This window comes from Marinomonas sp. SBI8L (assembly GCF_001624705.1).
Lineage (GTDB): Bacteria > Pseudomonadota > Gammaproteobacteria > Pseudomonadales > Marinomonadaceae > Marinomonas.
In genome coordinates this window covers 66,258-79,591 of the sequence record NZ_JSEO01000001.1, presented here as the reverse complement: position 1 = coordinate 79,591, position 13,334 = coordinate 66,258, and the positions used below count along the sequence as shown (strand labels likewise).

14 protein-coding genes are annotated in these 13,334 nt (G+C 38.2%); 9 read left to right on the top strand and 5 right to left on the bottom strand.

The window, feature by feature from the left end; genetic code table 11:
* Nucleotides 1-9 precede the first annotated feature (9 nt).
* The gene (locus OA91_RS00350) at nt 10-939 is read right to left on the bottom strand and encodes a LysR family transcriptional regulator (protein ID WP_082827711.1); all 930 of its coding nucleotides are present in this window, start codon (nt 937-939) and stop codon (nt 10-12) included.
* Between the two features lie 100 nt (nt 940-1,039).
* On the opposite strand from OA91_RS00350, the gene OA91_RS00345 reads away from it, so the two are divergent.
* Complete coding sequence (locus tag OA91_RS00345) at nt 1,040-1,882, top strand: glutathione S-transferase family protein (protein ID WP_063338524.1); 843 nt, start codon at nt 1,040-1,042, stop codon at nt 1,880-1,882.
* Nucleotides 1,883-2,042: 160 nt separating this feature from the next.
* Nucleotides 2,043-2,309, top strand: a complete 267-nt coding sequence (locus tag OA91_RS00340; RefSeq protein ID WP_063338525.1) for a hypothetical protein — start codon at nt 2,043-2,045, stop codon at nt 2,307-2,309.
* A gap of 144 nt (nt 2,310-2,453) precedes the next feature.
* On the opposite strand, the gene OA91_RS00335 is transcribed toward OA91_RS00340, so the two are convergent.
* The gene (locus OA91_RS00335) at nt 2,454-3,413 is read right to left on the bottom strand and encodes a manganese-dependent inorganic pyrophosphatase (RefSeq protein WP_063338526.1); all 960 of its coding nucleotides are present in this window, start codon (nt 3,411-3,413) and stop codon (nt 2,454-2,456) included.
* A gap of 439 nt (nt 3,414-3,852) precedes the next feature.
* Here OA91_RS00335 and ald point away from each other — a divergent pair, with 439 nt between their 5' ends.
* From ald to OA91_RS00315, 4 genes are all read left to right on the top strand, one after another.
* Entirely contained in the window at nt 3,853-4,971 is a 1,119-nt protein-coding gene (gene ald, locus OA91_RS00330; RefSeq protein WP_063338527.1) for an alanine dehydrogenase, read from the top strand.
* A gap of 227 nt (nt 4,972-5,198) precedes the next feature.
* Entirely contained in the window at nt 5,199-5,969 is a 771-nt protein-coding gene (locus OA91_RS00325) for a GNAT family N-acetyltransferase (protein ID WP_063338528.1), read from the top strand.
* A gap of 90 nt (nt 5,970-6,059) precedes the next feature.
* Nucleotides 6,060-6,455 carry a DUF2007 domain-containing protein gene (locus OA91_RS00320; protein ID WP_063338529.1) on the top strand — a complete coding sequence of 132 codons (396 nt, stop codon included), beginning with the start codon at nt 6,060-6,062 and terminating at the stop codon, nt 6,453-6,455.
* A gap of 133 nt (nt 6,456-6,588) precedes the next feature.
* A complete protein-coding gene (locus OA91_RS00315) occupies nt 6,589-7,146 on the top strand; it encodes a hypothetical protein (protein WP_063338530.1) in 558 nt (185 codons plus the stop codon).
* Here OA91_RS00315 and OA91_RS00310 read toward each other — a convergent pair.
* Nucleotides 7,120-7,590: a hypothetical protein gene (locus tag OA91_RS00310; protein ID WP_063338531.1), complete on the bottom strand. Its 471-nt coding sequence runs from the start codon at nt 7,588-7,590 to the stop codon at nt 7,120-7,122. The two genes, OA91_RS00315 and OA91_RS00310, sit on opposite strands and share 27 nt — an antisense overlap.
* An 838-nt stretch (nt 7,591-8,428) precedes the next feature.
* On the opposite strand from OA91_RS00310, the gene OA91_RS00305 reads away from it, so the two are divergent.
* Entirely contained in the window at nt 8,429-9,235 is an 807-nt protein-coding gene (locus OA91_RS00305) for a nucleoside-specific channel-forming Tsx family protein (RefSeq protein ID WP_046016233.1), read from the top strand.
* Nucleotides 9,236-9,444: 209 nt separating this feature from the next.
* Here the strand turns inward: OA91_RS00305 and OA91_RS00300 are convergent, their stop codons facing one another.
* A complete protein-coding gene (locus OA91_RS00300) occupies nt 9,445-9,948 on the bottom strand; it encodes an SRPBCC family protein (RefSeq protein ID WP_063338532.1) in 504 nt (167 codons plus the stop codon).
* Nucleotides 9,949-10,127: 179 nt separating this feature from the next.
* Between OA91_RS00300 and OA91_RS00295 the strand changes: the two genes are divergently transcribed.
* On the top strand, nt 10,128-11,030 hold the full coding sequence (locus OA91_RS00295) for a LysR family transcriptional regulator (protein WP_063338533.1): 903 nt from the start codon (nt 10,128-10,130) through the stop codon (nt 11,028-11,030).
* A gap of 307 nt (nt 11,031-11,337) precedes the next feature.
* On the opposite strand, the gene OA91_RS00290 is transcribed toward OA91_RS00295, so the two are convergent.
* On the bottom strand, nt 11,338-12,759 hold the full coding sequence (locus OA91_RS00290) for an MFS transporter (RefSeq protein ID WP_063338534.1): 1,422 nt from the start codon (nt 12,757-12,759) through the stop codon (nt 11,338-11,340).
* Nucleotides 12,760-12,847: 88 nt separating this feature from the next.
* On the opposite strand from OA91_RS00290, the gene OA91_RS00285 reads away from it, so the two are divergent.
* Nucleotides 12,848-13,282, top strand: coding sequence for an RrF2 family transcriptional regulator (locus tag OA91_RS00285; RefSeq protein WP_063338535.1), 435 nt, complete (start codon nt 12,848-12,850; stop codon nt 13,280-13,282).
* Nucleotides 13,283-13,334: the final 52 nt, after the last annotated feature.

The following is a 13,334-nucleotide window of genomic DNA, read 5'->3' as shown; positions in this document are numbered from 1 at the left end:
AATATATTTTTAATTCAACAAACTCCTTACCCAGGCGAGTAAGGCGTCATATTCTTGATGCCTTTGCGTCTTCTCTCGGGTGATGAGATAAAAAGCCGCTTCTAGTTGGATTTTAGTGCCTGATAGGGCAATGAGCTCTTTCTTTTCTAATTCGTGTTTTGATAAGGGCAGTATGGCCAAAGTAATGCCTAGACCTGCTTTAGCTGCCTGTATTCCTGCTTCATAGGAGTCAAAATGTTCTGACGCTATCGTCTTATATTCAGCATGTGTGAGTTTGGTTTCTGATTTGAAATAACGCCACCAATCATCATGTTCAGGGCGACAATGAATTAGACTTTGCGTGTGCCAATTTATTTCATCTGCAAGTTCTTTACGTTCAAAATAGTCTGGTGAGCAGGCAAGAACGAGATAGGCAGGAGAAACGAGACGAGCGTTAGTGTCAGGTTTAGCCGTAAATCGAATAGCGGCATCTAGAGCATGTTTTTCAAGGGATACATAGCTCTCGGAAGCTTGCAGCGCTAATTTGATATTAGGGTTAGTGTTATGAAAGTCTGCTAAGTTTGGAATGAGGTACTGATTAGCAAGATAGGCCGTAGTGCTTAGCTTAATAGGTTGCTTTTTTTGTGAACTGATAAAGTCTTGAAAGCCTGTTTCATATTCCTGTATCACATGTTCAGCTAGGCTCAAAAAACGTGAGCCTGCTGAGGTTAAAGTAAGTTGCTTCTTGTCTCGATTAAATAAGCTAGTAGATAGATGTATTTCTAAACTCTTAATCTGTTGGCTAATCGCACTGGGTGTCAGGTATAGCTCGAAAGCAGCTTCCTTAAAACTCATATGCTTAGCAGCCATGACAAAGGTTTTAAGGTATTGAATGGGCGGTGCTTTTTGCATATCCATTGAGCGAACTTCCTGTTGAGTTAGATTTTCTAATCTCATCATAAAATAAGATCGTTTGTGTCTAAAGCTTGAAGGCTTTTATTATCTTTACACATAGGTTCCCTAGACCCAATTCAGATAATAAAAGTGCAAAGGAGTTTAAATGCCAGATAACTACGCCACATTCGAGCAAGCTAAGTCTCTTACAGGTATCAAACTGCAAGTGATAAAAGGTATTCCTAGTCCTTGGAGTGAAGCGGCTAAAGCCATTTTAAATTTGAAAGCGATTCCTTATACCCCAGTTGCCTTCGATGCCTTTAATCCTGAACAGCAAGCTTGGTTTGAAGCCAATAATGCGCCTTCTTTAAAACCTGAAAATGGTCCTGCTTTGAGTGATTGGTTAGACATACTTAATTTTGCAGAAGCCTATTATAAAAACAGCTTTCAAGAAGAAAGCAGCTTATTACCAGGAGATAATGCAGAGAGGGAAGAGCATCTTGCTTTATGCCACACACTTTGTAGCAAGCATGGTTTAGGTTGGCAACGCCGCTTGCAAAGTGTCCACCTAGGCTTGAATGAAGCGGGTGGTTTTCCTATCAAGATAGCTCAGTATTTAGCTACAAAATATGGTTATCACGCTGAAGATGTTGCTGTGTATGAGTCTGAAATAGTCCGTATTTTAGGTCTATTAACTGCGCGTCTTAAGAAACAACAATCTCACCAAAAACACCAATCCCATCAACAAAAGCCTCTTCAAAAACTCGCGTCAGACAATCAAGAAACGAGAGAGTCCATTTATTACTTTGGTGAAAACCTCACTGCTCTAGACATCTATAGCGCTATGTTTATGGCCTATTTTAAGCCCTTAAGTGAAGAGGTTTGTCCTATGTACCCGAGTATTCGAACTGCGTTTGAGACTTATCCTGAAACAGTGGCAGAGGGGCTAGATCCTATCCTTTTCAAGCATAGGGATTATGTTTTTGACGCTTATTTGTTATCGAGTTAAACCTGCTGTGTTTAGTAATATATCGTTATAAGATGAACTAACAATGCTTATTTTTCTCGATGAGGTAAAATCCTTTATACTTAGGCGTTCTGTGAGTTACTTAGTTTTTTGTGTCTCTTGAGGAGCTCATAAAATATAGAATTGTAGGAAGATAATAGAATTGAATCAGGTCATTTTTGATGCAGTTATGCTTGTTGTGAGTTTTGCTGTAGCGGGTTATGTATTAGTACTCGTTGAAAGGTTAACGCAAAAGAACGCGGCCTTCTGGTATGTGAAAATGTTGCTGCTTATTTGTGTGGTGTCACTGCCCATTATCTTCATCGAAATATTTAACGGAAACTTTTATACGACTCTTTTGGCTGGCGCTGGATCGGCTTATTTCTTGTTCAAAGGTGAGGCCTTAGGTCGGCGTCAAGAATCAGAGTAAGTTTTCATTAATGCTGGTGTTTATAAAAACTAAGACTTATTTCAAGTTTAAAACCATATAAAAAGGCGAACCTTGATTCAAGGTTCGCCTTTTTAGTATTAATGTTTTTATCGCAACGCTTACTGTGTTTCTTAGATTAAGAACTTAAGCTGTTAGTGTTGCTTGTACTGCTGGCATTAGTTGGCTCTTACGAGACATCATGCCTGGTAGGTACATTAAGTTAGCGTCAGAGGTGTAACCGTATGCCGCTGCGGCGAGCTCTGCTTCTGCATCAGAGTAGATAACTAGATGAGCATTTTTCGTTTTTGTATCAACAATCGCGAAGAAAATGAAGTCTAAACCTTGCTTGGCTTTTTCACCTTCCATTTCAGAAAGAAGGTCTGCTTTACGTTCTAAAAGCTGTTCTGGAAGTAGCGTTTCTGCGACACCAAAACCCACTTTCTTGCCATTGATTTCGTAGTGTTTGAAATCGCCTTTTAGTACGTCGTAAGTAGAAACGTCCGCTAGGTCTGATTTAGCTTCCATCATTTTTTGGCCGAAGTCATATAGATCTTCGATGCCTGCGATTTTAGCGAGTTTTTCAGCGTATGGCTTGTCGACTGGGCAAGTGGTTGGTGATTCAAAAATCAGAGTATCAGACAAGATGCCAGCTAGTAGTACACATGCTGTTGTTGGGCTCATTTCTTTACCCATTTTTTCAAAGCGATCAGCAAGAATGGTTGCAGCGCTGCCCCAAGGACGAATATCAACAGATACTGGAGTATTGAATGTGATTGGCTGATCTTGGATCGCGTGGTGGTCGATAATGGCAACGATATCGCCGTTATCTACGTCTTTGTGTAGTTGCGTTTTCTGGTTAAAGTCAACAAGACCCACTTTTTGGCCTTCAACTTTAGAGATTAGCTTAGGTACTTCAACGCCACAGTATTCAACAACAAAAGCGGTCTCTTTGTTTAGCTCGCCGGCGCGACGTGCTTCGCCACCAAATAATTCAGCTGCACCAATTGCTGATCCAATGGTATCGCTGTCAGGGCTAAGGTGGCCTAACCATACTAGATTATCTGTTTCGTTGTTTTCTGGTGATTCTAAGTCAAAAAAAGCCATTTCTTACCCTATGTACTGCCCTAAAGCGGGAATGTTTAAAAATTTGAGCAATTATAAGCAAAAAACACGCTTTTGGTTAGACAAATTTTGTCTTGTTTACTTGGAATTATAGGTGCTTGCCTGCGACTTTAGTCTTGTATTTTCTTTACTGCTTTCTCTTCTTAAAAACTTATTTGTTCAATAGGTGTTCACTTTAAGTGAGTTTTCAAAGTTGTTGATTATTCTGCTTTTGACATGATAAAGCAGTTTATATAACTATATTATGTGTTTATATTGGTGGTTGTATCTTTATTTGTTGTAAATATAAGTATGTTATTCTTTTGAAATATTCCTATACTGATATTAGAAATTTACTCCTGTTTTGAGTAAAGCGCTTTTACTAAGTGCTGCTTAGATAGGTTCTTGTAGCAAATAAAAATAAGTCGTTAGGAGAATAAGTATGTTAATCGGTGTCCCTAAAGAGATTAAAAACCATGAGTATCGTGTTGGTATGGTGCCTGCGAGTGCCCGCGAGCTTATCAGCCACGGCCATCAGGTAATGATTGAAACTAATGCAGGTAGTGGTATTGGTTTTAGTGATGAAGATTACCGCGCGGTAGGTGCGACGATTAAAACAACAGCAGAAGAGATATTTGCTGAAGCAGACATGATAGTGAAGGTAAAAGAGCCGCTAGCAGAAGAGCGTGCGAGACTTCGCCCAGATCAAATTTTGTTTACTTACCTTCACTTAGCGCCAGATCTTCCACAAACAAAAGATCTGATTGCTAGTAAAGCGGTTTGTATTGCTTATGAAACCGTAACCAGTGATAACGGCAGTTTGCCGCTATTAGCGCCTATGTCTGAAGTGGCAGGCCGTATGTCTATTCAAGCAGGCGCGCAATGCCTAGAAAAATCTAACAGTGGTCGAGGTATGTTACTCGGTGGCGTACCGGGTGTTTCGCCTGCAAAAGTTGTGATTATCGGTGGTGGTGTCGTGGGTTCTAACGCTGCCCAAATGGCCATTGGTATGGGCGCAAATGTGGTTATTCTTGATCGCTCAATTGATGTTTTACGTCGTCTTGATGCTCAATTTGGTGCTCGTCTTGAAACTGTTTACTCAAGCAAAGACGCCCTAGAAGAACATGTTTTATCTGCTGATCTCGTTATTGGTGGTGTTCTGATTCCGGGCGCAGCTGCACCTAAGCTTGTTACTGAAGATATGATCAAACGTATGAAGCCAGGTTCTGCTGTTGTTGATGTTGCTATCGACCAAGGCGGTTGTTTTGCGACATCTCATGCGACAACACACGCAGAGCCAACCTACATTGTTGATGATGTTGTTCATTACTGCGTAGCGAATATGCCAGGTGCTGTGCCAAGAACCTCTACCTTTGCCCTAAATAATGCAACGCTTCCATACATTATCGCGCTAGCAAACAAAGGTTATAAAGCCGCTTTGGCTGATGATGCACACTTGTTAAATGGCTTGAATGTACACAAAGGTTTGGTGACTTGTCGCAGTGTTGCTGACAACCTAGGCTTTGAATATGTAGACCCTGAAGAAGCATTAGCTCTATAACCTGAGACTAAAGGTTTAATTTAACGTCTTTTAAGATTTTGAGCTCACTGCCATTTTATTATGGTAGTGAGTTTTTTTTGCCTTGTACCTCCTTCTTTTCAATGGTTTCTTAGCTTAGATTTTTAGTCATAGGCCAGAATTTATCTCTCCACTTGATCAGCAAAACTTGACCCTTTTTATAAGCTCTAATATAACAAAACCTCCTAAGGAATGAGGTTATAACAAGAATGGAAGAACTAAATTTTATCGATAAAAGCGATTTTATGTTTCACCGTGTTTCAGGCAAGGTGACACAGAAAGACGATTATTACGAAATTAGTACAGAGTCTAATCCTGACTTTATTTGGGGTAATTACTACGCCTTTACGAATGCCGCAGCCATTGCCAAGCATTATCAGCATTTAGAGGCTGAGAGCATTAAGAAGCATGACTTTTTCGCCTTTTCCTATAATACAGAGTTTAAAGACTTAGATCTTGTTAATGAATATCAAGTGAAAGAATTCGATGTAGACATTGATGAAGGCATGATTCGAACCGAATCCATGATTGAAATTAAGAATGAGAATTTGTCACTTGGCATTGTGAGTACAGAGGAAGAGTGGCAAGAAATAATTCATAATCAATTAAAAAACTCAGGCTTACCCAAAAAAGAAACCGGCTTTTTAGAGAAGCGTTTTGCTGGTTACCGTAAAATGGTAAACAATGGTGAAGGGCATTGGTTTTTTGCTAAAAAAGATGATCGTATCCTTGGTGATTTAGGCATCTTTTTCGATGGGGATAATGCGCGTTTTCAACAGGTTGGTACAGTTGAAGAAGCAAGAAATCAAGGTGTATGTCAGAGTTTAGTGTGTTTTGCTGGTAACTATTGTCTTAATAAATTACTAATGAAAAGCCTCGCTATTGTGGCTGATGAAGGTTCTCCTGCACATCACATTTATCAAAAGCTCGGTTTTAAAACAGTGCTTTACACTCACTCTTTTTTTAAGAGTAACAGATAAAAACTAGAACATATGGTATGGACTGAGCTTATCACGTTAGCTTAGGGGATATGAGATAAGCTTAAAAGGTTCATAAGAGGCGTTGGCATTATGTTAATCACCATTGCGCGTTTTACTTATCCTTATGAAGCTCAAATAGCTTGGTCTAAACTGGATGCTCTTGGTGTGTCTGCTTACATTGCTGATGAGCATACAATCAATATGCAATGGTTATATTCGAACGCATTAGGTGGTGTACGCTTACAAGTTAGAGAAGAAGATGAGCAAGCTGCTCTTTTAGCATTAGCGGAAGACCTTGAAACTGAGTTAATGCAACAAGAAGGGTTCGACGCTGAGCTGTGTCCTGCTTGTGGTAGCGCTAATACCGAGTTTTATCAATTCGGCAAACGTTGGGCATTTTTAATTTTTTTAGGGTTGGACTTCCCTTTATTTCCCGTCAAAGAGGGGATTCAGTGTCGAGATTGCGGTGTTAAAAGCAAGACCTGATTTTTCTCGTATGTTTTTATCGCATTTTCATTGATAAATCCCTTTCATTTCCATTTTGTCTTAATTTGGCCCTTATTCAATAATAATGCTAACTTAGCGAAGGTTTTTTAAGATGTTCGTTTTGGAGGATTAAGTGTCAAAGAATAAGGTTCTGTTTGACCAAATAGGTCGCTATATAAAAGGTAAAGATGCCAACAAGCCACACTTGCTTGAATCTGTATTTAGCCAAGATGCTGTCTTAAAAATGATGGTGCAATCTGAAAACATTTCCTTCCCAGGTGAGGTAAATGGATTGGATGCCATCACCAAAACGCTTTCTAGTGAATTTAATCTGGCTTATGAAAATATTTATACCCTTTGCTTTCTTGATACTGTTAAACAAAGTGAGAATCTCATAAATTGTCATTGGTTGGTGGGGATGACGAGTAAAGAAACGGGGGAAGTAAAAGTGGGTTATGGGGATTATCATTGGACCTTTGAGCTAGAAGGCAAACATAAAGTGAACAAACTCATTATTCTCATCGAAGATATGTTAGTACTACCAAAAGAGCAGTCATCAGGCATACTGAACTGGTTAGAGTCTGGTACATACCCATGGGCTATGAGCTCAGCTATTTTAGATACCATTCCTGATATTAAGGCTTTGTCTGGTGCAGCAGAATTTTTAGGGAAGTTTAGAGAGGCTATTTAAGGATGTGTGTATTTCACTGACCATCTTCTTCACCACCATGTCTTCGTCGTTATCTTCTCTGATTGAATCATAAGCCGCAGGCGAAATAAGATTTAATACCTTGGTATAAGAATCGACTAACTCTCTATTTTTAATTGAGAGCTCGACTATCTGCTGTTTTGATTTATCAATAGCCATATAGGCGGCCAAATAAGAATCTGATGCTTGTAGCAACTGATTATAAATAGATACATTATTCTTTAGTGGGGCGGGGATTTTTTTAAACTCAAGCTGATTAATACACCGAATGAGATGTTCAAAATCTTTTACATCTGCACCAAATATTTCCATATAGCGTCGTTCAATTTTACTTTCGGCTCTTTTTTCTGCTCTTTTCTCAGATAGGATAAGCGAGATAAAAATGATGCCTAGGGTAATGACTAATAAGGTGATTTCATACAGCATTTTCTAATCCAGATTTACTTTTACAAATAGGGTCGAATCATGTTCATTATTGAGTGAAATAACTTAATTTAGATGACTCTAATGTAATGCTTGATGTAAATCAATTATGTATGAATCGTTTTTGGTTTACCTAGCCATAGTTACTTAAGGATAAATAGATAAAAGCTAACTGAAACTCATGAAGCGTCTTTTCATACTTTTAAAACCTTTGGTAATCCAGTGCTAACGGATAGAGAGAGGGAAGTTACTCTATTAATGATCCAGATAACGCCTTTAAAGCATTGTCGAATTACTTGATGTTGCATTTGGTACGGTTAAGGTCCATTGTAAAAATCTGTATAAAAAACTAGATATAAATGCTCAATATGAACTCTTTTCACTTTTTATTAATGCGGTAAATTTCTTGGAAATTAATATAGAAAAGTGATCTTTAAGCCCCTTCTTTTGTGTAATGCTTAGATTTTTTATTTGGATATAAGGTTTTAATTTATCCATGAAAAATGAATAAAAACTTAAATTCATACAGAATTCTTTCATTTATCTGACGCTTTTCTTTCTTATCGTGCAAAAAACAATCGCATGTAAATCTCAAAATTGTGATTTCGTTCTATTTTTAACCACTATTCCTGACCAAATGGTAAGAATTATTTTTTCTTGCACATTTGGTCAGTATTATCGCTTGATTTGTAATAAAATGTGAATGCAAAATGATTGCCGCTTTTTGGATACAGGGAAAACCTAACGGTTTTCTATCAGTGATGTTGTTACAAATTGGATTTGCTCCTAAAGCTAGAAAAATATTTATAAAAATTAATTAAACACTCTTGGGAAACTTCTAATGCGTAAGAATCTTTTAGTTTTAGGCGCTGCAGCTGCACTTTCAGCACCTGCTTTTGCTGCTGATTATACAGATGGCGATATCCATAAAAACGATTACTCTTGGTCTCAATTCAACCTAATGTATTCAGATGGCGAATTGCCAGGTGAATCTGATCATGACTATATTGAAATGGAATTCGGTGGCCGTTCAGGCATTGTTGATCTATATGGATACCTAGACATCTTTAACATCACATCTGATCAGGATAGCGACAAGCAATCTAGCGATAAAATGTTCTTGAAACTTGCGCCTCGTTTCTCTCTAGATGCTATGACAGGTAATGACTTATCTTTTGGTCCAGTAAAAGAAGTTTATATCTCTACTTTGTTTAACATCAGTGGTGGTGTTGATGCAGATGGTAAAAGTGATGTAAATAACTACTTTGCAGGTATTGGTGCAGACGTTGAAGTGCCTTGGTTCGGTAAAGTAGGCGTAAACCTATACGCTCTGTATGATCAGTCAAATAGGCAAATGAATGGTTATCAGTTCTCAACTAACTGGTTCAAACCATTCAAACAATTTGATAACTCTTTTATTGCATACCAAGGTTATCTAGATTACCAGTTCGGTATGGATAACGATGTAACTCTTGGCGATGCAACTTCTGGTGGTGCTATGTTTAACGGTATCTACTGGCATTCAGACCGCTATTCTGTTGGTTACGGCCTGAAAAGCTATAACCAAATCTATGGCATCGAGAACGGTGCATCTAATGTGAAATCAACAGGTAACTCACACTACGTTGCTTTTACATACAAAATCTAATTCTGATTTAGAATTAGCTTAATAGGTAGAGAGGTTACCCTTTTCTTTTTTACCTATATGCACTTGAAAGGCCTTGCTGACTTTATCAGTAAGGCCTTTTTGTTCTTTAAGCCGGCTCCTCCAAAGTTTGCTTGTGACTTTTCAATAAATGATTGGAAGAGGCTGACTCATTAATCTTTAAAGGTATTTTGTCCTATTATGATCTAGGCTTAAGCCGCTTGTTTTTGAGGTTTAAGAGGGCGTAATAGCTTGCCTGTTTCTATACGTGTTTTAAGGGCCTCTATTGTATGACCTAAGCTGACTGCCAGTTTGTTCTTTAAGACTAAGGCGTGTAATAAACTACCAAAAATGCCAAAGCGTAAAGTGTATTGGAAAGTCACAGTAAGCTTGCTTTGCTGATTACCCACCTTCTCGATAGAGAAATCACAAACACATTTTGCCATAGGGCCAAGTTTTTCAAAGACAAATTCAAAGCCTTTGCCTTCATGCCATTGAGTCACTGTTTCTTCCACTGTTCCAAAGCCTTTAATATGACAAACTCGGCCAGAGCCAACACTTTGGTATTTGTCATTTAGCGCGGTACTGTGCTCAACACTTGGTGCCCATGTATAAACATTGTTGAACTCTGAAATGACTGCCCATACTGCTTCTTGGGTAGCATTTATCATGATGGATTTTTGTAAGTAATATTTCATATCTGGATTTCGACGCATGGTTAACCTCATTCGTTTTTGATGCATTGCAAAGAGTGCTTTGCTTGAGTGGGGCTAAGTGTATGTCGCATCTGCTTGCTTAATAACTGATAATAAATGCAAGATAGTGTTGAATAATTACACCATAGAAAGCGGCTATTTTTTGTTAGAATACTTTTTTAGGTTTGTGAGGTTGCCAAGTGCTAAATTGGGATGATTTAAAGTTCTTTCTGGCAGTATGCCGTGCAGGCTCAATTCGTGCCGCAGCCCAAAGCTTAGGGGTTAATCATGCAACCGTTTCTAGAAGAATTAATAACTTTGAAGCTTCTTTAGGTGAGCGAGTGTTCGATCGAACTCAGCAAGGTTATATTCGTACCCGCCTAGGAGATGAAATTTTTGAAGAAGCTTCATATCTAGAAGAAAGGCTCAGCTCGATAGACCGTAAAATTGTCGGTAAAGATGAAAACCTAGAAGGTGAAGTGCGTGTCACCATGCCTGACTTATTAGGTCAGCATTTGTTGATGGAAGGGATTGTCGCTTTTTGTCGACAGTACCCACTTATTGATATACAAATCAGTGGCACAGTGAAGCTGCTTAATTTAGCGAATAGAGAAGCTGATGTGGCTTTTCGAATCTGTGATACGCCTCCAGAGTATTTGATTGGCAGGCGTTTAGCTTATATCCATAGAGCATGTTATATCGCCCGCGAGTTTGAGAATAAACTGACAGACTCTAGCTGGCTAGCGAGACAAAAACTGATTGGCTGGACCGATAAATACCAAAGGCCAATAGGCGTATTAGCCAGTGCGTACCCTAGATTTGATGTGCAGCATAAAATTTCAAATGGTGATTTCCAGCTCAAAGCCTGTGAGTCAGGATTAGGTATTTCTGTCTTACCTTGCCTGATAGGTGATGTAAATGAGAGCTTAGTGCGTGTGCCTCCCTATGTTACTGAAAAGAAGTTTGAGCTTTGGGTTTTAAGCCATCCAGATTTAAGAAAAAACGCAAAGATTCAAGCTTTTGTCCGCTTTATGACGGATTACGTGTTGGATAAAAAAGCCCTGATTGAGGGGGAGTTGTATACCAAAACACGCCTTGTTTAGGCGTGTTTTGCTTTCATAACTATCCGTTTTATCTTTCCATGAAACTAGCTAAAAACTGAATCAAGTCATTCATAATGAAAGTATTTAAGGTGCTTTAAGCAGAAAAATTTGAGCGATTATTTTAATTTTAAAGCGTCGGAGAGTGTTATTTACGCTACTGCCTTGTTAGCTGAAAAGCGAATTATAGACACTGAATTTAAAGAAAAAAGATCGCAAGTATCGAGACTTAATGTCTTATAAATGAAAGCCGCGGTACTATTCTAGTGGTTTAATAACGCGGCTTTAACTTAGTGTAAAACGCCAGTTTTTAAGCTGAGAGATTTTGCTGCTCTAAAGCAAAAAGCTTTTTTCCTAGAAGGTAAAGGAGCAAAACAAAGAAGATAAAACTGGCGTAAAACATACAGTATTTAAGAGCGAGTACGGCATTTGGGGTTATGTTTAAGTTTATAAAAAAGATTTGTCCAACTATACCAATGCCAATCGCCATAGCTATGTGTTGCAAAGATTGCATTGCTCCTGATGCCGTGCCGGAATCTGTGCTCTCGACTATCATCATAGATTGCTGAAATAACGCTATAATTGCGCTCCCCATACCTAAGCCAGCAACAAATAGTGGAATCATAATGTAAGCCATATTTCCCAATTGATAGAGTCTAGAGCTTAACAAACCAATTGAGAATAAAGCTAAGCACAAGAGTAAGGCTCCCATACTAATGCGAAGGTCATTCCATTTACTGTTTAACTTTTTTAAATACATTGAAGCGAGCATGACACCTAAGGGAAATGGAAAGGTAATAAAACCAGCTTCAAATGGAGAATATGTAAGGTGCGATTGTAAAAAAATCGCTAAAACATAAAAGAGACCAGGAACAGCTGATGAGAAGAGCATGAGTATAGTGAGGTTACGAATAAACCTTTTATTTAAATATAAGCGTGCAGGAAACAAGCTTGATCTATTCTTTTTCTCACATTGTCTAAGCCAATAAATAAAAAGTGTTATGAATAATAATGATGCAAGTAATAATGAGATAAGCCAAGCAGGCCAAGCTGCTTGATAGCCTTCAACAAGAGGTAAAATGATGCAGATACAAGCACTTGTATAGAGGCCAATACCAACCCAATCAATTACTTCATTATCTAATAAGGTTTCTGTTAAGTTCAGGTGTCGATTTACTCCCCAAAAAGCAATCAGTCCCAGAGGGATATTTATGATAAAAATACTACGCCAATCAAGGCTAAATAGATCTATTGTAAGTAATATTCCGCCTAATAATGGCCCTAAAATAGAAGCCAAACTGCTAATTATTCCGACTATGCTAAACATGCGGTTTTTTTCAGCTTGAGGGAAAATTAAGTTCGCAATAGCGAGTACTTGAGGCAGCATAACGGCAGCACTTATACCCTGTATAAAGCGAGCGATTAATAAGCTCTCAAGGTTAACGGCTAAAGCGCACATCATAGATGCGATTAAGAAACTAATTAAACCTAAGTTAAAAAGTTTCTTCCTACCTTTCATATCACCAAGTTTGCCAAAAGGTAATAAACCCGCTGCAAAAGCAATGAGATAAACAATCGAAATCCATTGGGTTTGCTCATAGGGAATAGCTAGATCTTTGGCTATGCTAGGTGTTGCAACATGCACTATGGTGATGTCCAGTAAGTTCAAAAAATTAGCAATAAGTAAAAAAAGTAAAACCTGCCAGCGACTATCAATTGGGTGAGTTGTCATAACGATCTCTTTTGTAACATTAAAAGTAACATGAAAATAAGCTTATATTCATGTAACTTTAAAAGCAACATTAAAAGTGGAAATCAATATGCGAGCTGATAGTCGTCTTTCAAGAGTGATTCATGTACTGCTTCATTTAAGTGAGTTAAAAGAACCAATTACCTCAGAGGTGATTGCAAAGATGTTAAATACCAATTCGGCAGTAGTAAGAAGAACCATGTCAGGCTTGAAAAAGAAAGGCTTTGTTGATTCTACTAAAGGGCATAATGGTGGCTGGGTGCTAGCTAAACCGTTGAAGGAAATTACTTTATTAGGCTTGTATGAAGCGATAGATATTACGCGCTTGTTTGCTATTGATTCAGGGCAAAGTAACTCAACCTGTTTAGTTGAAAAAATTGCGAATAGGTCAGTTGAAGAGGCAATGGACACGGCTAAAAATATTTTTTTAAAGCAACTTTCTGACGTAAACCTTTATGACTTAAATGAAGAGTTTAAAAAAGAACTAGCCTTGATAAACCCTTAATTTGGGTTTATCAAGTGCATTTTTTATATGAAGTTACTGTCGCCATTAGAGT

Coding starts and splice junctions, on each gene's coding strand:
- OA91_RS00350 (WP_082827711.1), bottom strand. CDS start 939: ATGATGAGATTAGAAAATCTAACTCAACAGGAAGTTCGCTCAATGGAT.
- OA91_RS00345 (WP_063338524.1), top strand. CDS start 1,040: ATGCCAGATAACTACGCCACATTCGAGCAAGCTAAGTCTCTTACAGGT.
- OA91_RS00335 (WP_063338526.1), bottom strand. CDS start 3,413: ATGGCTTTTTTTGACTTAGAATCACCAGAAAACAACGAAACAGATAAT.
- ald (WP_063338527.1), top strand. CDS start 3,853: ATGTTAATCGGTGTCCCTAAAGAGATTAAAAACCATGAGTATCGTGTT.
- OA91_RS00325 (WP_063338528.1), top strand. CDS start 5,199: ATGGAAGAACTAAATTTTATCGATAAAAGCGATTTTATGTTTCACCGT.
- OA91_RS00320 (WP_063338529.1), top strand. CDS start 6,060: ATGTTAATCACCATTGCGCGTTTTACTTATCCTTATGAAGCTCAAATA.
- OA91_RS00310 (WP_063338531.1), bottom strand. CDS start 7,590: ATGCTGTATGAAATCACCTTATTAGTCATTACCCTAGGCATCATTTTT.
- OA91_RS00305 (WP_046016233.1), top strand. CDS start 8,429: ATGCGTAAGAATCTTTTAGTTTTAGGCGCTGCAGCTGCACTTTCAGCA.
- OA91_RS00300 (WP_063338532.1), bottom strand. CDS start 9,948: ATGCGTCGAAATCCAGATATGAAATATTACTTACAAAAATCCATCATG.
- OA91_RS00290 (WP_063338534.1), bottom strand. CDS start 12,759: ATGACAACTCACCCAATTGATAGTCGCTGGCAGGTTTTACTTTTTTTA.
- OA91_RS00285 (WP_063338535.1), top strand. CDS start 12,848: ATGCGAGCTGATAGTCGTCTTTCAAGAGTGATTCATGTACTGCTTCAT.